The sequence below is a fragment of the Scandinavium manionii genome (assembly GCF_024764775.1).
Lineage (GTDB): Bacteria > Pseudomonadota > Gammaproteobacteria > Enterobacterales > Enterobacteriaceae > Scandinavium > Scandinavium manionii.
The window spans coordinates 171,730-192,507 of record NZ_JALIGC010000033.1 but is presented as its reverse complement, the minus strand read 5'-3'; the positions used below and the strand labels follow the sequence as shown (position 1 = coordinate 192,507).

Below are 20,778 nucleotides of genomic sequence, written 5' to 3'. Positions count from 1 at the left end.
GCGCAGATGGTAAAGCTACCGATAAGAAGAGAAAGAGCCTTCCCGAGAGTGGTGAAAGAAAGGCCACGTAAATATGGTAAGGCCTGGAACAAAAAAGCCAGTCAGTTGCTTAACTGACTGGCATTACCCTATTGGGCGTTTTTTTTCATCATGCTGAAGATAAACAACACCGCGGCGCAGAGCACCACTGACGGGCCTGCGGGTGTGTCGTAGAAGGCGGAGAACGTCAGGCCGCCGGTGACGGCAATCATGCCGATGCCAACGGCGATACCGGCCATTTGCTCCGGCGTGCGGGCAAAGCGGCGGGCGGTGGCGGCAGGGATAATTAACAGCGACGTGATGATCAACGCCCCGACAAATTTCATCGCCACGCCAATAGTCAACGCGGTGACCAGCATCAGCAGCAGTTTGACGCGTTGCAGCTTCACGCCGTCAACGAAGGCCAGGTCCGGGCTGATGGTCATCGACAGCAGATTGCGCCACTGCCACAGCAGAATCGCCACCACCACGGCAACACCCAGACCAATCGAAATCAAATCTTCAGGCGTCACGGCCAGCAAATCACCGAACAGATAGGCCATCAAATCCACACGAACATTGGACATCAGGCTGACCACCACCAAACCCAGCGACAGCGCACTGTGGGCCATAATCCCGAGCAGCGTATCGATGGCGAGGTGCGGGCGGCGCTCCAGCCACACCAGACCGCCTGCCAGCATCAGCGTCACGGCGATCACCGCGTAAAACGGATTCACATCCAGCAGCAGGCCAAACGCCACGCCAAGCAGTGAAGCATGGGCGAGGGTATCACCGAAATAGGACATCCGACGCCAGACCACAAACGAGCCCAGCGGCCCGGCAGCGCAGGCCAGCATCACACCAGCCAGCCAGCCGGGAAACAGTAATTCAATCATTAGCGGTCGTTCCCTCTACGCAGAACAATACGTCCCTGTAAATCGTGGCGATGATTATGCTGGTGACGATAAATCCCCAGCTGTTGCGCGCCGCGTGGGCCAAACATCGAGATAAATTCCGGGTGCATCGACACCACTTCCGGCGTGCCTGAGCAGCAAATATGGTGATTGAGGCACAGCACCTCGTCGGTTTTGGCCATCACCAGATGCAGGTCGTGGGATACCATCAACACTGCGCAATTCAGCTCACTGCGCAACTGGTCGATAAGGTCGTACAGCGCGACCTGACCGTTAACATCCACGCCCTGAGTTGGCTCGTCGAGCACCAGCAACTGCGGTTTGTTCAACAGCGCACGGGCCAGCAGCACGCGCTGCGTTTCACCACCGGACAGCTTTTGCATCGGCGCATCCATCAAATGCCCCGCCTGCACGCGTTTCAGCGCCGGGAGAATATCGTCTTTGCGAGTGCCAGGGCGCAGCCGTAAAAAGCGGCTGACGGTTAAGGGCAGGGTGGAATCGAGGTGTATTTTCTGCGGGACATAGCCAATCTGCAGTTTGCCCTCTCGCTTGATGACACCGGAATCCGGTGCTACCAGCCCAAGAACCACACGGACGAGCGTCGACTTTCCTGCGCCATTTGGCCCAAGAAGCGTAAGAATTTTGCCAGGCTTCAGCGTCAGCGAAATATCAGACAGGACACGGCGCTGGCCGAAGGAGACCGAAACATTTTCGAGCGTTACGAGATTCGTCATCACAATTTGAGGTTGCACAAGTCAGTGAATGTTATAATATCACACTTCTTTTATTCATTACGATGATAAGACGCATTATGTTACATAAAAAGACGCTTCTTTTCGCAGCATTATCCACCGTACTTTGGGGCACTGCCGCTACGCAGGCGAGTGCCGCCGTGGTTGCCTCGCTGAAACCCCTTGGATTCATCGCTTCAGCCATCGCCGACGGCGTAACACCGACAGAGGTTTTACTGCCTGACGGGGCCTCCGAGCATGATTATTCTTTACGCCCAAGTGACGCAAAACGCTTACAAAACGCCGACTTAGTGGTGTGGATTGGTCCTGAGATGGAAGCATTTATGGACAAGACAGCGACTGCGTTTCCTGAGGCGAAAAAGGTCACCATTTCAACGCTGCCCGGTGTGAAACCACTGCTTATGAAAGGGGCTGACGATGATGATGACGATCACGGCCATAATCACGGCGCAGCAGAAAAAGGTGATGAAGATCACCATCATGGTGAATACAACATGCATTTGTGGCTCTCGCCAGAGATAGCGCGCCTGTCAGCGGTTGCAATCCACGATAAATTAGTGGAACTTATGCCGCAAAGTCGAGCCAAACTTGACGCCAACCTGAAGGATTTCGAGGCGAATTTAGCCACGACCGATAAGCAGGTGGGTAACGAGCTGGCACCGTTGAAAGGGAAAGGATATTTCGTTTTTCATGACGCCTACGGCTACTACGAAAAACATTACGGAATGACCTCACTGGGGCATTTTACCGTCAATCCTGAGATCCAACCCGGTGCGCAGCGTTTACACGAAATAAGAACACAGTTGGTTGAGCAAAAAGCGACCTGCGTTTTTGCTGAGCCACAATTCAGGCCGGCAGTGGTGGAAGCGGTAGCCCGCGGAACCTCCGTTCGAATGGGAACGCTGGATCCGCTTGGCACCAATATCCAGTTGGGCAAAGCGAGTTACCCCGCTTTCCTGACCCAACTGGCGAACCAGTATTCGAGCTGCCTGAAAGGAGAATAACGAGGAAGTGAATACGTGCAACAGATAACCCGCTCTGTCGCCCTGGCATTTAATAATTTGCCGCGACCCCACCGCGTTATGCTGGGGTCGTTGACCGTTCTCACCTTAGCGGTCGCCGTATGGCGACCGTACGTGTACCATCCCGATTCAGCCCCTATTGTCAGGACCATTGAGCTCGAAAAGAGCGAAATCCGTTCCCTTCTGCCTGAAGCCAGCGAGCCTATCGATCAGGCGGCGCAGGAAGATGAAGCCATCCCGCAGGATGAGCTGGACGACAAAGTGGATAACGAAGCCGGTGTACACGAATACGTGGTGTCAACGGGCGATACGCTCAGCAGCATTCTCAACCAGTATGGTATTGATATGGGTGATATCAGCCAGCTGGCCTCCGCAGATAAAGACCTGCGTAACCTGAAAATCGGTCAACAGCTTTCCTGGACACTTACCGCCGACGGCGATTTGCAGCGTCTGACCTGGGAAATGTCACGTCGCGAAACCCGTACCTACGATAAAGCAGCGAACGGTTTCAAAATGAGCAGCGAAACGCAGCAGGGCGACTGGGTCAACAGTGTGCTGAAAGGCACCGTTGGCGGCAGCTTCGTGACCAGCGCGCGTAATGCCGGATTAACCAGCAGTGAAGTTGGCGCGGTTATCAAGGCAATGCAGTGGCAAATGGACTTCCGTAAGCTCAAAAAAGGCGATGAATTCTCAGTACTGATGTCCCGCGAAATGCTGGACGGCAAGCGTGAGCAGAGTCAACTGCTGGGCGTGCGTCTGCGTTCTGATGGCAAAGACTACTACGCCATTCGCGCCGAAGACGGCAAGTTCTATGACAAGAACGGTACCGGGCTGGCGAAAGGTTTCCTGCGATTCCCAACCTCGCGTCAGTTCCGCATCTCCTCAAACTTCAATCCGCGTCGCCTGAACCCGGTAACGGGGCGTGTTGCTCCGCATAGAGGCGTCGATTTCGCGATGCCGCAGGGCACGCCGGTGCTGGCTGTCGGTGACGGTGAAGTGGTGGTGGCAAAGCGCAGCGGTGCGGCAGGTTATTACGTCGCGTTGCGTCATGGTCGCACCTACACCACTCGCTACATGCACTTGCGTAAGCTGCTGGTGAAACCGGGTCAGAAGGTAAAACGTGGTGACCGTATCGCGCTTTCCGGCAATACCGGACGCTCTACTGGCCCGCACCTGCATTACGAAGTGTGGATTAACCAGCAGGCGGTTAACCCGTTAACGGCGAAACTGCCACGTACCGAAGGGCTGAGCGGTTCTGATCGTCGTGATTACCTGGCGCAGGTCAAAGAGGTTGCTCCGCAGCTGCAAATCGACTAGCCATTGACGGTTAAATGACCTTAAAAGCCGATGCCTGAACGGGCGTCGGCTTTTTCTTTTGTATGAAGCGGGGCACGTCGCTAAACTATCAGCATCTTTCTCTTTTTCCGGTACGACTCTGGAACAGGCATGGAAACGAAAAAAAATAACATTGAGTTTATTCCTCAGTTCGAAAAATCCTTTTTACATCCGCGCTATTGGGGTTCCTGGCTGGGCGTTCTGGCTTTCGCGGGTATTGCGCTGACCCCTGCGTCTTTCCGCGATCCTGTCCTCGGCGCGTTGGGCAAAAAAGTCGGGCGACTGGCAAAAAGCTCCCGCCGCCGCGCGCAAATTAATCTGCTTTACTGCTTCCCGGAAAAAACGGACGCCGAGCGTGAGGCTATCATTGATGAAATGTATGCCACAGCCCCGCAGGCGATGGTCATGATGGCGGAGCTGGGTCTGCGTGACCCGAAGAAAATCCTGAAACGTGTCGACTGGCACGGCATCGAAATTATTGAAGAGCTTCAACGCAATAACGAAAAGGTGATTTTCCTCGTGCCACACGGCTGGGGCGTGGATATTCCGGCGATGCTAATGGCCTCGAAAGGGCAGAAGATGGCCGCCATGTTCCACAACCAGGGTAATCCGGTCTTCGACTACATCTGGAACACCGTTCGTCGTCGTTTTGGCGGGCGGATGCATGCGCGCAACGATGGCATTAAGCCGTTTATTCAGTCGGTCCGTCAGGGCTACTGGGGTTATTATCTCCCCGATCAGGATCATGGCGCTGAGCACAGCGAATTCGTCGATTTCTTTGCGACCTATAAAGCGACACTGCCAGCGATTGGCCGCCTGATGAAGGTCTGCCGTGCCCGAGTGGTGCCGCTGTTCCCGGTATACGACGGTAAAACGCATCGTCTGACGGTAGAAATTCGTCCACCGATGGACGATATTTTGACTGCCGATGATACGACGATTGCACGCCGGATGAACGAAGAGGTGGAAATCTTCGTTACCCCACATACCGAGCAGTACACCTGGATCCTTAAACTGCTCAAAACCCGCAAGCCCGGTGATATTGAGCCGTATAAGCGCAACGAGTTGTTCCCGAAGAAGAAATAAAAAAGGTTCATCGCGGTTAAGCGTGATGAACCTTTTATTAACTCCAGACGGGGTTATTCGACGGTCAGAATGCGGGTGGTGTTGGTGGTGCCCACGGTACTCATCACATCGCCCTGGGTGACGATAACCAGATCGCCTGAGACCAGATAGCCTTTGTCACGCAGCAGGTTTACCGCATCACTCGCCGCGGCCACGCCGTCGGTCGCGCTGTCAAAATGAACCGGGGTCACGCCACGGTACAGGGACGTCAGGTTCAGGGTGCGTTCGTGACGGGACAGCGCGAAAATTGGCAGGCCGGAGCTGATACGTGAGGTCATCAGCGCGGTACGGCCGGATTCGGTCATGGTGATAATCGCCGACACGCCTTTCAGGTGGTTTGCCGCATACATCGCTGACATCGCGATCGCTTCTTCCACGTTATCAAACTGCACGTCCAGACGGTGTTTGGAAACGTTGATGCTTGGGATTTTTTCTGCGCCCAGGCACACGCGTGCCATCGCGGCGACGGTTTCAGACGGATACTGACCGGCTGCGGTTTCCGCAGACAGCATCACTGCATCGGTACCATCCAGCACGGCGTTCGCCACGTCCATGACTTCGGCACGGGTTGGCATTGGGTTGGTTATCATCGATTCCATCATCTGAGTCGCGGTAATAACCGAGCGGTTCAGCTGACGTGCGCGACGGATCAGGGCTTTTTGAATGCCGACCAGTTCCGGGTCACCGATTTCTACACCGAGGTCGCCACGGGCAACCATCACCACGTCAGAGGCGAGAATGATGTCGTCCATCGCATCCTGGCTGCACACGGCTTCGGCACGCTCTACTTTTGCGACGATTTTGGCATCGCAGCCTGCATCACGCGCCAGACGGCGAGCATAGTTCAGGTCTTCGCCGCAGCGTGGGAAGGAGACGGCCAGATAATCGACGCCAATCAGGGCGGCAGTCTGGATATCAGCTTTGTCTTTTTCAGTCAGCGCTTCGGCAGAGAGGCCGCCGCCGAGTTTGTTAATGCCTTTATTGTTGGACAGCGGGCCGCCAACGGTCACTTCGGTGAACACCTGCATGTCTTTCACATCCAGCACTTTCAGCTGTACGCGACCATCGTCGAGCAGCAGGATGTCGCCTGGCACGACGTCAGCAGGCAGACCTTTATAGTCGATACCGACTTTTTCTTTGTCGCCTTCGCCTTTACCGAGGTTGGCGTCCAGCAGGAATTTATCACCGATATTGAGGAAGACTTTGCCTTCCTTAAAGGTGGAAACACGGATTTTTGGACCCTGCAGATCGCCGAGGATCCCGACGTGGCGTCCCAGTCTGGCGGCGATTTCGCGCACTTTATCGGCACGAAGTTTATGGTCTTCGGCGCTGCCATGGGAGAAATTCATGCGAACAACGTTAGCGCCAGCCGCTATCACCTTCTCGAGGTTATTATCGCGGTCAGTAGCCGGGCCTAACGTGGTCACGATTTTGGTTCTGCGAAGCCTTCTGGACATGTAATACTCCATTGCTGAATCAATTTTGGTGTTGCGTGAAGAGGAATTCGGACGTTCACCTGTGCATATACCCGTCGTCCTTCAAGTTGCAGGTGTGTTGGCTGCTCTCGTTCACCCGAATCACTTACTTGAGTAAGCTCATCGGGATTCTCTCGTTTGCTGCCTTCCTGCAACATGAATGAGCTTGGGTATAGTCTAATGCTGGAACTTAACCGAATGTACAAATAGGTTACAAGCTTGTTATAAACTTTTAATGATTATCACTGCTAACCTGCAGTTCCTTATCAAAGCGCGATTCCTTCAACGCTTCCTTGACCCGCTTCAAGTTATCCCGGAATTTTGCCCCACGGCGCAGGGTAAACCCGGTCGCGAGGACGTCAATCACTGTGAGCTGGGCCAGCCGGGAAACCATCGGCATATAAATGTCAGTATCTTCGGGCACGTCAAGCGTGATGGCTAAAGATGCCTCTCGCGCCAGCGGCGTTCCCGCGGTAGTGAGCGCAATCACCATGGCGTCGTTTTCACGCGCCAGTTGCGCCAGTTCGACCAGACTCTTGGTGCGCCCGGTGTGTGAGATGAGCACCATAACGTCACCATCGCTGCAGTTCATACCGCTCATTCGTTGCAGTACGATGTCATCGGAATACACCACCGGCACGTTGAAGCGGAAAAATTTATTCATCGCATCATGCGCCACGGCGGCGGAAGAACCTAATCCGAAGAAGGCGATTTTTTTCGCCTGCGTCAGCAGATCCACCGCGCGATTGACGGCGGACATATCCAGCGACTGACGCACGTGGTCAAGGCTTGCCATCGCCGATTCAAAAATTTTGCCGGTGTACGCTTCCACGCTGTCGTCTTCATCGACGTTGCGGTTTACGTAAGGAGTGCCGTTTGCGAGACTTTGTGCCAGATGCAGCTTAAAATCAGGAAAGCCTCGGGTGTCCATACTACGACAAAAACGGTTAACGGTCGGCTCACTGACCGAAGCCTGTAACGCCAGCGTCGCGATGCTGGAGTGGATAGTCTGAGAAGGGGAGGCGAGGATCACTTCCGCCACTTTACGCTCGGATTTGCTAAGGTTTTCCAGATGGGACTGGATTTTTTCCAGCATGTTCATGGTTAACAGGCGCTCATCGGTGAAAGCGATTCCATTAATGGGTGAAATCGCCGGGCAATTTAGTGAGAATATACCCCTGTGGATCCTGCAATGCAGAAGTAAAGACGGCAATTTACGTTGTTTTTTTTCATTACATGATCACAGTCGACTTTTGCCGACAGGATTTTGGCGAAATGACGAGCAAAAATAAGCTGTTGGCCCGCTCCAGCCGGGGTTTTTATTCCAGAAATGCGTTTATCTGGCGTCGGTGGGGGTAAGGGGTTTCGGCATTAACGTAAACACAGTACAGTGCAGCGTAAGAAAATTACAAATAGCGCCTGGCAGAAGCACCAGGCAATCCAACTGAGGAGAATGACATGGCGGTAACGCAAACGGCCCAGGCATGTGATCTGGTCATTTTCGGCGCGAAGGGTGACCTGGCGCGTCGTAAATTGCTGCCTTCCCTGTATCAACTGGAGAAAGCCGGCCAGATCCATCCAGACACGCGTATCCTTGGGGTAGGACGTGCCGACTGGGACAAAGATGCATACACCAAAGTGGTGCGCGAGGCGCTGGAAACCTTCATGAAGGAGAAGATTGATGAAAGTCTGTGGGACTCCCTGAGTGGGCGCCTGGACTTCTGCAATCTGGATGTCAACGACACCAAATCCTTCACCCGCCTCGGCAAAATGCTCGATCAAAAAGAACGCACCACCATCAACTATTTTGCGATGCCACCGAGCACGTTTGGCGCTATCTGCAAAGGTCTGGGCGAAGCGAAACTGAACGCCAAACCGGCACGCGTAGTGATGGAAAAACCGCTGGGTACGTCCCTGGCGACATCCCGCGAAATCAACGACCAGGTCGGCGAATATTTCGAAGAGTGCCAGGTCTACCGCATTGACCACTATCTCGGTAAAGAGACCGTGCTCAACCTGCTGGCGCTGCGGTTTGCCAACTCCCTGTTCATCAATAACTGGGATTCCCGCACTATCGATCACGTGGAAATTACCGTGGCGGAAGAGGTGGGCATTGAAGGGCGTTGGGGTTACTTCGATCAGGCCGGGCAGATGCGCGACATGATCCAGAACCACCTGCTGCAAATTCTGTGCATGATTGCGATGTCACCGCCGTCTGACCTGAGCGCCGACAGCATTCGCGATGCCAAAGTGAAAGTGCTGAAATCGCTGCGACGTATCGATCGTTCCAACGTGCGTGATAAAACCGTTCGCGGCCAGTACACCTCCGGTTTCGCGCAGGGCAAAAAAGTGCCTGGCTACCTCGAAGAAGAGGGGGCAAACAAGAGCAGCAACACCGAAACCTTCGTGGCTATCCGCGTTGATATCGATGACTGGCGCTGGGCTGGCGTGCCATTCTACCTGCGTACCGGTAAGCGTTTGCCGGCCAAATGCTCCGAAGTGGTTGTGTACTTCAAAACGCCTGAACTGAACCTGTTCAAAGAGTCCTGGCAGGAGCTGCCGCAGAACAAGCTGACCATTCGTCTGCAGCCGGACGAAGGCGTGGATATTCAGATCCTCAACAAAGTGCCGGGTCTGGATCACAAGCATAACCTGCAAACGACCAAGCTTGATCTGAGCTATTCCGAAACCTTCAACGAAACTCATCTGGCCGATGCGTATGAGCGTCTGCTGCTGGAAACCATGCGCGGTATCCAGGCGCTGTTTGTGCGTCGTGATGAAGTGGAAGAAGCCTGGAAGTGGGTGGACTCAATCACCGAAGCCTGGGCCGCCGATCAGGATGCGCCAAAACCGTATCAGGCTGGTACCTGGGGGCCGGTCGCTTCCGTGGCGATGATCACCCGTGATGGGCGTTCATGGAACGAATTCGAGTAAGCGTTCAAGGTACTCCGATCAGAGTATTTTACCGGTAACATGATCTGACACAGCATCTCGTGCGAAATTTGCGCTTTTAAGCCCCGGGAGGTTCACCCCCGGGGCTTTTTTCATTACAATTGTGGGAGATAAATTCGCCCCTGAGCTACAGCAGACGCGCGTTTCAGCATTGTTAATGACTCCTGAATTTCGTGTTAATGCTTAAGCCCAGACACTCAGAGTTTGAGGAGCTTTTATGAATCCCGCACTGTTACGCGTAACAAATCGCATTGTTGAGCGCTCTAAAGAAACCCGCCGTGCCTACCTCGCCCGCATCAATCAGGCCAAATCCGATACTGTTCAGCGCTCACGCCTGGCCTGCGGTAACCTGGCGCACGGCTTCGCGGCTTGCCAACCGGATGACAAAGCGTCGCTAAAAAGTATGCTGCGTAATAATATCGCCATCATTACCTCTTATAACGATATGCTTTCCGCACACCAGCCGTACGAACACTACCCGGACGTTATCCGTAAAGCGCTGCATGGCGTGAATGCGGTAGCTCAGGTCGCCGGTGGTGTGCCTGCAATGTGCGATGGCGTCACGCAGGGTCAGGACGGAATGGAGCTGTCGCTGTTGAGCCGCGAAGTGATCGCCATGTCAGCGGCCGTTGGGCTGTCTCACAATATGTTCGACGGCGCGCTGTATCTCGGCGTGTGCGACAAAATCGTCCCGGGCCTGGCCATGGCGGCGCTGTCATTTGGTCATCTGCCGTCGATCTTCATCCCATCAGGTCCGATGTCCAGCGGCCTGCCGAACAAAGAAAAAGTGCGCATTCGCCAGCTGTTTGCCGAAGGCAAAGTCGACCGCATGGCGCTGCTGGAATCGGAAGCCGCGTCATATCACGCGCCGGGCACCTGCACGTTTTACGGCACAGCCAACACCAACCAGATGGTTATCGAATTTATGGGCATGCAGCTGCCGGGCTCCTCGTTCGTACATCCTGATGCGCCGATGCGTGAAGCGCTGACCGCCGCCGCCGCTCGCCAGGTGACCCGCATGACCGGCAACGGTAATGAATGGATGCCGCTCGGTAAAATGATTGACGAGAAAGCCGTGGTGAACGGGATCGTGGCGCTACTGGCGACCGGTGGTTCTACCAACCACACGATGCATCTGGTGGCGATGGCGCGTGCGGCGGGTATTATCATCAACTGGGATGACTTCTCTGACATTTCTGACGTGGTGCCGCTGATGGCGCGCCTGTACCCGAACGGCCCGGCGGATATCAACCACTTCCAGGCGGCGGGCGGTGTACCGGTGCTGGTGCGCGAACTGCTGAAAGGCGGTCTGCTCCACGAAGACGTAGAAACCGTGGCCGGTCACGGCCTGTCTCGTTACACCATGGAGCCGTGGCTGAATAACGGCGAGCTGGACTGGCGCGAGGGCGCGCAGGCATCGCTGGATGAGGCTGTCATTGCCACTATCGACAAACCGTTCTCCCATCACGGCGGCACGAAAGTGCTGAGTGGCAACCTCGGTCGCGCGGTGATGAAGACTTCCGCTGTGCCGCTTGAAAACCAAATTATCGAAGCGCCAGCGGTAGTATTTGAGAGCCAGCATGACGTGCTGCCGGCCTTTGAAGCGGGTCTGTTGGATAAAGATTGCGTGGTTGTTGTGCGTCTTCAGGGACCAAAAGCTAACGGCATGCCAGAATTGCATAAACTTATGCCGCCATTAGGTGTATTATTGGACCGTTGTTTCAAAATCGCATTAGTCACCGATGGACGGCTTTCTGGCGCATCCGGTAAAGTGCCTTCCGCTATTCACGTCACGCCTGAAGCGTACGACGGCGGGTTGCTGGCGAAAGTCCATGATGGCGATATGATCCGCGTGAATGGACAAACCGGCGAGCTGACACTGCTGGTGGATGAAGCCGAACTGACCGCCCGCAAACCGCATTTACCTGACCTGAGCGCATCACGGGTTGGGAGTGGTCGCGAACTGTTCAGTGCACTGCGCGAGAATCTTTCCGGTGCAGAGCAGGGCGCAACCTGCATCACTTTTTAATACGACGAAATTACTCATTCTGGCGAGAGAATAACTCTGATGAAAAACTGGAAAACAAGTGCAGAAGCAATCCTGACCAACGGCCCGGTTGTGCCGGTTATCGTTGTTAACAAACTGGAACACGCTGTACCGATGGCGAAAGCGCTGGTCGCGGGAGGTGTGCGCGTGCTGGAAGTGACCCTGCGTACCGCGTGTGCCATGGACGCTATCCGCGCCATCGCTAAAGAAGTGCCAGATGCTATCGTCGGTGCTGGTACCGTGACCAACGTTCAGCAGCTGAAAGAAGTGACTGAAGCGGGCGCGCAGTTTGCTATCAGCCCGGGCCTGACCGAGCCGCTGCTGAAAGCTGCGACTGAAGGCACTATTCCACTGATCCCAGGTATCAGTACCGTATCTGAACTGATGCTGGGTATGGACTACGGTCTGAAAGAGTTCAAATTCTTCCCGGCAGAAGCGAACGGCGGCACCAAAGCGCTGCAGGCAATTGCAGGTCCATTCGCGCATATCCGTTTCTGCCCGACTGGCGGCATCTCTCCGGCGAACTATCGCGATTACCTGGCGCTGAAAAGCGTACTGTGCATTGGTGGTTCATGGCTGGTTCCGGCGGATGCGCTGGAAAGTGGTGATTACGATCGCATCACCAAAATTGCGCGCGAAGCTGTCGAAGGCGCGAAGTAAGATTTGTTTACCGGGCGTGACATTTGCCCGGCGAAATGAAGATAAAGGCGGGAATGCGTATGCATCTCCCGCTTTTTTTATTCTTTAACGACCACGGCGGCGGCGGCTGATTTCGCCCGCTCAACCGCAGTTTCGACGTCATCAGCCGTTGCCAGCGACACGCCCAGGCGACGCGAGCCTTCGATTTCCGGTTTGCCAAATAGACGCAGCTGAACACCTGCCCCGACCGCGGCTTCCACGTTGCCAAAGCTGACGTTGCGGCTGGTTAACTGCGGCAGAATGACGGCCGAAGCGGAAGGGCCGTACTGGCGGATCGCGCCGATCGGTAAGCCCAGAAACGCACGGACGTGTAGCGCGAACTCGGACAGGTCCTGCGAAATCAGCGTAACCATGCCGGTATCGTGCGGGCGAGGCGACACTTCGCTGAAAATCACTTCATCGCCACAGACAAACAGCTCTACGCCAAACAGGCCATAGCCGCCGAGCGCCAGGACCACATCACGGGCGACGGCTTCGGCACGCTCGAGCGCCAGCGGGCTCATCTGCTGCGGCTGCCATGATTCGCGGTAGTCGCCGTCTTCCTGACGATGACCGACCGGGGCGCAGAAATGTACGCCATCTACGGCGCTGACGGTCAGCAGCGTGATTTCAAAATCAAAGTTCACCACGCCTTCGACGATCACTCGTCCTGCCCCGGCACGGCCACCCTGTTGGGCATATTGCCATGCGGCTGAGAGCTGTTCTTCGCTACGGATAAAGCTCTGGCCTTTGCCGGATGAGCTCATCACCGGTTTGATGATGCAGGGCAGCCCGATATCGCTGACGGCGTCGCGGAAGCTCTGTTCACTGTCGGCAAAACGGTAGCGGGAGGTTGGCAGTTTGAGTTCTTCTGCTGCCAGGCGGCGAATGCCTTCCCGGTTCATGGTGAGCTTTGTCGCGCGGGCGCAGGGCACCACGTGCTGACCGGCCTGTTCCAGTTCAATCAGCATGTCGGTGGCGATGGCTTCGATTTCCGGCACGATAAAGTCAGGCTTTTCCTGCTCAACCAGCGCCTTCAACGCCTGGCCGTCAAGCATATTTATGACGTGGCTGCGATGGGCAACGTGCATCGCCGGGGCGTCGGCATAACGATCGACGGCAATCACTTCGATACCCAGACGCTGGCATTCAATGGCCACTTCTTTACCCAGCTCGCCTGAGCCCAATAACATCACGCGGGTTGCCGCCGGACGCAGCGCTGTGCCTAGTACAGTCATAACGAAATTCCACAGTAAAAAAATGGATGTCAGTATATACGAAAACGTTTGCGTCTGTCTCGGGTGAGAAACGACGCGATAAATAACAGGCGCTTACTTGCGTTGTCGGTGATTTGTACCATGCTTTTTAGGGCTATCAGGAGCGAGAGATATACATATGAAAAAGAGAACAATAATGACGGCAGTTTTGCTGCTGATCAGCAGCGTTACGGCACAAGCGGCCAGTGAGAAAACGGTGTCATTTAGCCAGTGTAAAGGCCAGGACACTGACGGCATTGCCGCGATGGTGAAGCAGGACTACACCCAGAACCGGATTAATCAGTGGGCTGATGACCAGAAAACACTGGGGCAGATCGATCCCGTGGCCTGGGTTAACACCCATGACGTGACCGGGAAAAATGATAAATGGAAAGTGCCGCTCACGGTGCGTGGCTCAAATACCGATTTGCATTACGTCGTGACGGTAGATTGTGCAGCGGGCAGCGCCACCTATCGCGCGCAGTAATTTTCGGATCTTTAGCCAGACAAGACGTTTCCTGACATCGGCTCGCTTAGGCTGAGGGCATTCATCTCAGTATGACGAGGAAACAATGGCAAACTGGCTAAATCAGATTCAATCTCTTCTCGGACAATCATCGTCTTCTGCTCAGCCATCCGGCGAGCAGGGGCTCAGTAAACTGCTGGTTCCCGGTGCGCTCGGTGGTCTTGCCGGGCTGCTGGTGTCCAGCAAATCATCGCGCAAACTGCTAACAAAATACGGAACCGGTGCGCTGCTTGTCGGCGGCGGGGCGGTAGCGGGCAGCGTGTTGTGGAACAAGTACAAAGATAAAATACGTACGGCACATCAGGGCGAACCGCAGTACGGGCAGCAAACCAGTCCAGTGGATATGCGCACTGAGCGCCTGATTCTGGCGCTGGTGTTTGCCGCGAAAAGCGACGGGCATATTGATGATAAAGAACGGGCGGTGATTGATTCGCAGCTCCGTGAAGCGGGCGTGGAAGCGCAGGGGCGTCAGCTGGTGGAGAAAGCCATCGCCCAGCCGCTGGATCCGCAACTGCTGGCCAAAGACGTGCGCAATGAAGAGGAAGCGCTCGAACTTTATTTCCTGAGCTGCGCGGCTATCGATGTCGATCACTTTATGGAACGTAGCTATCTGAATGCGCTCGGCGATGCGCTGAATATTCCGCAAGAGGTGCGGGAAGGCATTGAGGCCGATTTAAAGGCGCAAAAGCAGGCACTTTAACCTCAAGTTGGCATGTTTCGCTTGCATCGCTCTGCACATTTGCCACCCTTAGGGTAGGTAACTTGCAGAAGAACAACGACATGCCACCAAAAGCAAAACGCATTCCCCACACTATGACGCTTCATGGTGATACCCGGATCGACAACTACTACTGGCTGCGTGACGACGACCGCACACAGCCTGCGGTGCTCGACTATCTGAAGCAGGAAAACGACTACGGCCGCGAGGTCATGGCGTCGCAGCAAAACCTACAGGACAAAATCCTGAAGGAGATTGTCGACCGCATTCCGCAGCGTGAAGTCTCTGCGCCCTACAGCAAAAATGGCTATCGCTACCGGCAGATTTACGAGCCGGGCTGCGAGTACGCGATTTATCAGCGTCAGTCAGTGCAGAAAGAAGAGTGGGACGCCTGGGAAGTGCTGCTCGACGGCAATCAGCGCGCGGCGCACAGCGAGTTCTATACTCTCGGCGGGTTAGGCATTTCGCCGGATAACGCGCTGATGGCGCTGACGGAAGACTATCTTTCGCGTCGTCAGTACGGCCTGCGCATCCGCAGCCTGGAAAACGCTAACTGGTATCCGGAGACGCTGGAAAACGTCGAACCGGGCTTCGTCTGGGGCAATGATTCGCAAACGCTGTACTACGTGCGTAAACATCCAACGACGCTGCTGCCGCATCAGGTGTGGCGGCATACAGTGGGTATGCCGGTTACCACTGACGAGCTGGTGTACGAAGAGAAGGACGACACTTTTTACGTCAGCCTGCACAAAACCAGCTCGAAGCATTACGTGATTATTCATCTGGCCAGCGCCACTACCAGTGAAGTGCTGCTGCTGGATGCTGAACTGCCTGATGCTCAGCCGCTGCGTTTCCTGCCGCGTCGCAAAGATCACGAATACAGCGTCGATCATTTCCAGCATAACTTCTATTTACGTTCCAATCGCGAAGGGAAAAACTTTGGTCTTTATCGCTCGCCCGTGCGTGATGAAAGCCGTTGGGAAGCGCTTATCCCTCCGCGGGATGAAGTGATGCTCGAAGGTTTTACCTTGTTTACCGACTGGCTGGTGGTCGAAGAGCGCCAACACGGCCTGACCAGCCTACGACAGATCAATCGTAAAACCCGGGAGTCCACCGGGATTGCATTTGACGATCCGGCGTATGTGACCTGGCTGGCGTATAACCCGGAGCCCGATACCGTGCGCCTGCGTTACGGTTATTCCTCGATGACGACGCCGGACACGCTGTTTGAGCTGAATATGGATACCGGCGAACGAACGGTGCTTAAACAACAGGAAGTGAAGGGCTTCGATGCCAGCCGCTATTGCAGCGAGCATCTGTGGATCAACGCGCGTGATGGCGCAGAAGTGCCGGTTTCGCTGGTTTATCATCGTGAGCATTTCCGCAAAGGGAACAATCCGCTGCTGGTGTACGGCTACGGCTCATATGGCGCCAGTATGGACGCTGATTTCAGCAGCAGTCGCCTGAGCCTGCTCGACCGCGGATTTGTGTTTGCCATCGCCCATGTTCGCGGCGGCGGCGAATTAGGCCAGCAGTGGTATGAGGACGGAAAATTCCTGCTGAAGAACAATACCTTCAACGATTATCTTGATGTGTGCGATGCGCTGCTGACGCAGGGTTACGGCAATCCGTCGCTGTGTTATGGGATGGGCGGCAGCGCAGGCGGAATGCTGATGGGCGCCGTTATCAACCAGCGCCCGGAGTTGTTCCACGGGGTGATTGCTCAGGTGCCGTTTGTTGATGTGGTGACGACGATGCTCGATGAGTCGATCCCGCTGACCACCGGTGAGTTTGAGGAGTGGGGCAACCCGCAGGAGCCTGAGTATTATCACTATATGAAAGGCTACAGCCCGTATGACAACGTTGTAAAACAAACCTATCCGCACCTGCTGGTCACCACCGGTCTGCATGATTCTCAGGTGCAATACTGGGAACCGGCCAAATGGGTGGCGAAGCTCAGGGAGCTGAAACCTGACGACAATCTGCTGCTGTTGTGTACCGATATGGATTCCGGGCACGGCGGGAAATCGGGGCGCTTCAAAAGCTATGAAGGTGTGGCACTGGAGTTCACATTCCTGATTGCGCTGGCCCAGGGTACGCTGCCGGGCCAGGCGCCACGATAGTTATTCGCCCAACCAGTGCTTGAGGGTTAAGCGCAGTTCCGGGCTCATCGAATTGAGATTGTTGAACAACCAGCGGAGGTAGCCGGGATCTTTCTCGGCGACTTCTGACACTGGCTTCCCGCGGTATTTACCGAAGGTGAAGGTGGTCATTAGTGCCGGGCGCCCGGTGATATCGGCCATCTGATCGGCGTTCCAGCCGGAGACGTTCATGATATCAATCAGCAATGCGGCAGTAATGTAGCAGTCATACAGGGCCCGGTGATGATGCAGGCCGGGCGGGGTGGCGACGTTCAGCTTGCGTGATTTGTAGAGCGCCATGTTACTGTACTTGATACCTGGCCACAGGCGACGGGCCAGTTTCATGGTGCAAATCCACTCACCGTTCATTTCAGGCAAGACTCGGCGGTCGAAGCTGGCGTTGTGTGCCACGTACCAGGTGCTGCCCTGATAATGCGGCACCACTTCCTCAATCCATGGCTTATCAGCGACCATCTCTTCGGTGATGCGATGGATGGCCATCGCCTGCGGGCTGATTGGTCTGTCCGGGCGCACGAGATGGCTCATGGGGTTGGTTATCTTGCCGTCAACGATGTCCACTGAGGCGATTTCAACTACACCTCCCTGTAAATCGCAGGTTTCCGTATCGATAACGCGTAACATTGTGCTCTCCCGGCTGAAAAGAGGCAGGTTATGCGCCATAGCGGCTTTCGTCAATGGCGCAAAGGCTTTCACGCAGCGGAATGATATCGCCTTCCCAGCCGCCTTCGTATTTGCGACCGGTCAACAAAAGGTCTCCGCTGTCGGCGCGTACAATCAACTGACCGTTTTCATCCCATAGCGCGCTTCCCAGGGTGTAGTTAGATTTTAATACCGCGATGGCATAGCGGTGGGCCAGGCGCTGAAGCTGTTGCACTGACTGCTGTTGCTGGAATTCACAGGTACAGGTTCCGGTGGCCAGCAGCGCGGCATTTGGGTCGAGTTCGATAGCCTCGGCTTCGGGAGCCAGCACGCTAATGTGCCGCGTCTGTGGCGTCAGGCAGGTACCCTGACCCTGATGCATCGTAAGCGGTGAGGACGCGCCGGGTACAAAAATAGCCACGCCCTTTTGACGGTCGCCGTTCATATCAACCGGTAAACCAGCAATGATTGTCATCTCGTGACGTTTCGCCGCAACGCAAAGCGGTTGCAGGAGTTCATCTGAGGGGATGGGGGAGAGGGGAGAATCGGTATCCGGTCCAGTCAGCGACATTTCCGGGAACACAATCAGCTGGCAGGTAAGCTTTGCCGCCGCTTCAATAAAACGCAAATGATGGTCAATATTTTCCGCAACGCTCCTGTTGCGGGCCGAGTACTGTGCAGCAGCAATCATCCATGCAGGCATAGTGGCTTCCTTATCACTTTTCCTGACTCAGAGTCCCTGAGTCATACATGAGAATTTTCTCAAGATTGTAGCAGTGGTAGTGTAAGGAAGTGTAACAGTCAGTAATTCTTACTTCTGTTTCGGTTCGTACGGTAGACGGGACAAGTTTACCGAAGCCAGACGATGCGCGATCAGACGCTCGCGGAACCAGTCGCGAAGGTGCGTAGGCTGCTCACGTTCCACCACTTCTGCCACGATAGGCATATTGTAGCGCTCTTTAAATGCAACCCCGGCGGCGGCCAAATCGACATTAATTTTGTCCATCTCATCCTGGGGAAGTTTTGCCAGATTAGTGTTCATCTTGGGCTCCTTCTGATATCGGGCCTGAAAGTACTAAGAGTGTCGAGAAATAGCAAGACCAACGGCGGTGAATCTCGACGTAAACATTATACGAGGTTATTCTCTCACCCAGATATATAACAAAAGGGAATGTAGAGAATGAACCGTATTGCCTCCCGCGCGCTGCGCACCGGTATTTTCCTGACCTGCGTTTTTACCACTTCAGCGGCCTTCGCCCATGCCCATCTTAAACATCAATACCCTGCTGCTGACGCACAGGTCACTGCGGCTCCGCAGGCGCTGACCCTTAACTATTCCGAAGGGGTTGAAGTGAAATTCAGTGGTGTCACGCTGACGGGTCCACAACAGGCGCAGGTGCCTGTTGGCGCTGTGAAGCTCAATGAAAAAGACAACACTCAGCTTATCGTCCCGGTCGAACAGTCTCTTAAGCCCGGCGATTACACCGTTGACTGGCACGTGGTGTCGGTGGACGGTCACAAAACTAAAGGCCAGTACCACTTTAGCGTGAAATAACCGTGCTGGCGTCGGTGTATGTCGGGCTGCGAGGCCTGCATTTCATTGCCGTAATGCTCGCCTTCGGCTGTGCGCTGTATGGCGCCTGGTGGGCGACGCCTCAGTTGCGTCGGCTGATGATGCAACGCTTCCTGCCGTTTGTGCGCGTTGCGTTGCTGGTGAGCGCCGTCACGGCAACGTTAATGCTGATGCTACAGGGCGGCCAAATGGGCAACGGCTGGGGCGATGTCCTGCAGCCTGATGTCTGGCTCGCCGTGGCGGGCACGCGCTTTGGCAGCGTCTGGCTGTGGCAAATTCTGCTGACGTGGTTAGCACTAATCGTTGTTTGTCTGAAACCCCATCGGCTGGCACCGCTGTTGCTGATTCTGTGCGTTGCACAATTTTTACTCATGGCGGGCGTAGGCCATGCGGCGATGCGCGATGGCATTGTTGGCGGGTTGCAGCGGATGAATCACGCGGTGCACCTTCTGTGCGCGGGTGCCTGGTTTGGTGGCCTGCTGCCGTTCCTGTACAGCCTGCGCCTGGTGCGGGGCCCCTGGCGCACCTCGGCTATCAATACCATGATGCGTTTTTCCCGCTGGGGCCATCTGGCAGTAATTGGGGTGATCCTGAGCGGCATGGCTAATGCATGGCTGATTCAGGGGCAACTGGTGACGGATACGGCCTATGGGCGTCTGCTGTTGGTGAAATGTGCGTTAGTGGTGCTGATGGTGGTAATCGCCCTGGCGAACAGGTATGTTCTGGTGCCGCGAATGGCGACAGACAGACAGCGCATACAGACGCTGTTTGTGCGCACTACGCAGGCGGAAATGATTTTAGGGGCTTTGGTGCTGGCGGCGGTAAGCCTCTTCGCAACCTGGGAACCGTTCTGAATTAAGTGGCAGGATCATGAAAAAACTCGTTTTATCAATGTTGTTATTGGCAACAACTGGAACCGCACTGGCGGCGCCGCAGATTATAACCGTCAGTCGTTTTGAGATGGGTAAAGAACAGTGGGCATTCAATCGTGAAGAGGTCATGCTGACCTGTCGTCCGGGCAATGCACTGTATGCCATAAACCCCAGCACGCTGATGCAATATCCGCTGAATGAAGTTGCTGAGCAGGAAGTGAAGGAAGGGAAGAGTAACGCCCAACCGATTTCTGTGATCCAGGTCGACGATCCGGCGCATGAAGGCCAAAAGATGAGCCTGGCACCGTTTATCGCTCGCGCTGAAAAGCTCTGCTGAGCTGGAACGCTAACTGATTGACATACAATAAAAAACCGCAAGTTTTTCTGATGAAAGCTTGCGGTTTTTGCGTTTTGTGACGCTTTGCTCACGGTTTTTTTCTGACCACTTTTGTCGCGGACTGGAAAACCTGGCATGGTCATCTATTCTTAAAGGGCAAGGCGATTTTAGCCTGCATGAATGCCAACTTTTAGCGCACGGCTCTCTCCCAAGAGCCATTTCCCTGGACCGAATACAGGAATCGTATTCGGTCTCTTTTTATTTGTAAGCCACATCAGCGACTTACAGCATCAGCGTGAAAATTCCCCTCACTTTCACGACCGACCTATTTTCTTTTATATCACATCAAAATCGGTCTTAACATTTTTTTTACACGA

The 20,778-nt window shown here is 54.9% G+C and carries 20 protein-coding genes and 2 pseudogenes; 14 read left to right on the top strand and 8 right to left on the bottom strand.

From position 1 onward, the window contains the following. Nucleotides 1-113: pseudogene (locus tag MUU51_RS04850) on the top strand (hypothetical protein); the annotation flags it as partial. A 15-nt stretch (nt 114-128) separates the two neighbouring features. Here MUU51_RS04850 and znuB read toward each other — a convergent pair. Then, nucleotides 129-914: a zinc ABC transporter permease subunit ZnuB gene (gene znuB / locus MUU51_RS04845; RefSeq protein WP_159776159.1), complete on the bottom strand. Its 786-nt coding sequence runs from the start codon at nt 912-914 to the stop codon at nt 129-131. Beyond that, entirely contained in the window at nt 914-1,666 is a 753-nt protein-coding gene (znuC, locus tag MUU51_RS04840; RefSeq protein WP_133460669.1) for a zinc ABC transporter ATP-binding protein ZnuC, read from the bottom strand. The genes znuB and znuC overlap by 1 nt, the downstream gene beginning before the upstream one ends. Before the next feature lie 77 nt (nt 1,667-1,743). On the opposite strand from znuC, the gene znuA reads away from it, so the two are divergent. The 3 genes from znuA to lpxM all read left to right on the top strand — a co-directional run bounded on the left by znuA (nt 1,744) and on the right by lpxM (nt 5,127). After that, nucleotides 1,744-2,688: a zinc ABC transporter substrate-binding protein ZnuA gene (gene znuA, locus MUU51_RS04835; RefSeq protein WP_258967232.1), complete on the top strand. Its 945-nt coding sequence runs from the start codon at nt 1,744-1,746 to the stop codon at nt 2,686-2,688. 15 nt (nt 2,689-2,703) lie between these two features. Beyond that, nucleotides 2,704-4,023, top strand: a complete 1,320-nt coding sequence (mepM, locus tag MUU51_RS04830) for a murein DD-endopeptidase MepM (protein WP_159776151.1) — start codon at nt 2,704-2,706, stop codon at nt 4,021-4,023. 129 nt (nt 4,024-4,152) lie between these two features. Then, entirely contained in the window at nt 4,153-5,127 is a 975-nt protein-coding gene (lpxM, locus tag MUU51_RS04825) for a lauroyl-Kdo(2)-lipid IV(A) myristoyltransferase (protein WP_258967231.1), read from the top strand. Nucleotides 5,128-5,180: 53 nt separating this feature from the next. On the opposite strand, the gene pyk is transcribed toward lpxM, so the two are convergent. Beyond that, nucleotides 5,181-6,623 (bottom strand): pyruvate kinase, encoded by a 1,443-nt coding sequence (gene pyk, locus MUU51_RS04820; RefSeq protein ID WP_258967230.1) that lies wholly within the window; start codon nt 6,621-6,623, stop codon nt 5,181-5,183. A gap of 250 nt (nt 6,624-6,873) precedes the next feature. Further along, nucleotides 6,874-7,743, bottom strand: a complete 870-nt coding sequence (locus MUU51_RS04815; RefSeq protein WP_258967229.1) for a MurR/RpiR family transcriptional regulator — start codon at nt 7,741-7,743, stop codon at nt 6,874-6,876. 252 nt (nt 7,744-7,995) lie between these two features. Between MUU51_RS04815 and MUU51_RS04810 the strand changes: the two are divergent. The 4 genes and pseudogenes from MUU51_RS04810 to MUU51_RS04795 form a co-directional block, all read left to right on the top strand. Beyond that, nucleotides 7,996-8,109 (top strand): annotated as a pseudogene (locus MUU51_RS04810) (hypothetical protein); the annotation flags it as partial. Continuing rightward, on the top strand, nt 8,100-9,575 hold the full coding sequence (zwf, locus tag MUU51_RS04805) for a glucose-6-phosphate dehydrogenase (protein ID WP_258967228.1): 1,476 nt from the start codon (nt 8,100-8,102) through the stop codon (nt 9,573-9,575). The pseudogene MUU51_RS04810 and the gene zwf, both read left to right, overlap by 10 nt. A 235-nt stretch (nt 9,576-9,810) precedes the next feature. Beyond that, complete coding sequence (gene edd / locus MUU51_RS04800; RefSeq protein WP_159776141.1) at nt 9,811-11,622, top strand: phosphogluconate dehydratase; 1,812 nt, start codon at nt 9,811-9,813, stop codon at nt 11,620-11,622. A 39-nt stretch (nt 11,623-11,661) separates the two neighbouring features. Further along, complete coding sequence (locus MUU51_RS04795; RefSeq protein ID WP_110512253.1) at nt 11,662-12,300, top strand: bifunctional 4-hydroxy-2-oxoglutarate aldolase/2-dehydro-3-deoxy-phosphogluconate aldolase; 639 nt, start codon at nt 11,662-11,664, stop codon at nt 12,298-12,300. A gap of 77 nt (nt 12,301-12,377) precedes the next feature. Here MUU51_RS04795 and purT read toward each other — a convergent pair whose 3' ends face one another. Next, entirely contained in the window at nt 12,378-13,556 is a 1,179-nt protein-coding gene (purT, locus tag MUU51_RS04790; protein WP_258967227.1) for a formate-dependent phosphoribosylglycinamide formyltransferase, read from the bottom strand. A gap of 157 nt (nt 13,557-13,713) precedes the next feature. Between purT and yebF the strand changes: the two genes are divergently transcribed. The 3 genes from yebF to ptrB all read left to right on the top strand — a co-directional run bounded on the left by yebF (nt 13,714) and on the right by ptrB (nt 16,941). Then, nucleotides 13,714-14,061, top strand: coding sequence for a protein YebF (yebF, locus tag MUU51_RS04785; protein WP_258967226.1), 348 nt, complete (start codon nt 13,714-13,716; stop codon nt 14,059-14,061). Nucleotides 14,062-14,146: 85 nt separating this feature from the next. Continuing rightward, entirely contained in the window at nt 14,147-14,800 is a 654-nt protein-coding gene (locus MUU51_RS04780) for a tellurite resistance TerB family protein (protein ID WP_159755425.1), read from the top strand. An 80-nt stretch (nt 14,801-14,880) separates the two neighbouring features. Next, nucleotides 14,881-16,941 carry an oligopeptidase B gene (ptrB, locus tag MUU51_RS04775; protein WP_258967225.1) on the top strand — a complete coding sequence of 687 codons (2,061 nt, stop codon included), beginning with the start codon at nt 14,881-14,883 and terminating at the stop codon, nt 16,939-16,941. Here the strand turns inward: ptrB and exoX are convergent, their stop codons facing one another. The 3 genes from exoX to MUU51_RS04760 form a co-directional block, all read right to left on the bottom strand. Beyond that, nucleotides 16,942-17,601, bottom strand: a complete 660-nt coding sequence (exoX, locus tag MUU51_RS04770; RefSeq protein WP_159776131.1) for an exodeoxyribonuclease X — start codon at nt 17,599-17,601, stop codon at nt 16,942-16,944. A 28-nt stretch (nt 17,602-17,629) separates the two neighbouring features. After that, a complete protein-coding gene (locus MUU51_RS04765; RefSeq protein ID WP_159776129.1) occupies nt 17,630-18,322 on the bottom strand; it encodes a carbon-nitrogen hydrolase family protein in 693 nt (230 codons plus the stop codon). A 108-nt stretch (nt 18,323-18,430) separates the two neighbouring features. Next, nucleotides 18,431-18,661: a DNA polymerase III subunit theta gene (locus MUU51_RS04760; protein WP_110512246.1), complete on the bottom strand. Its 231-nt coding sequence runs from the start codon at nt 18,659-18,661 to the stop codon at nt 18,431-18,433. Between the two features lie 138 nt (nt 18,662-18,799). Between MUU51_RS04760 and yobA the strand changes: the two genes are divergently transcribed. From yobA to MUU51_RS04745, 3 genes are read left to right on the top strand one after another with little or no spacing between them, the layout of a single operon-like run. Next, on the top strand, nt 18,800-19,174 hold the full coding sequence (gene yobA / locus MUU51_RS04755) for a CopC domain-containing protein YobA (protein ID WP_258967224.1): 375 nt from the start codon (nt 18,800-18,802) through the stop codon (nt 19,172-19,174). Between the two features lie 2 nt (nt 19,175-19,176). Then, a complete protein-coding gene (gene copD, locus MUU51_RS04750) occupies nt 19,177-20,046 on the top strand; it encodes a copper homeostasis membrane protein CopD (RefSeq protein WP_258967223.1) in 870 nt (289 codons plus the stop codon). 16 nt (nt 20,047-20,062) lie between these two features. Beyond that, nucleotides 20,063-20,401 (top strand): YebY family protein, encoded by a 339-nt coding sequence (locus tag MUU51_RS04745; RefSeq protein ID WP_200849731.1) that lies wholly within the window; start codon nt 20,063-20,065, stop codon nt 20,399-20,401. Nucleotides 20,402-20,778 lie beyond the last annotated feature (377 nt).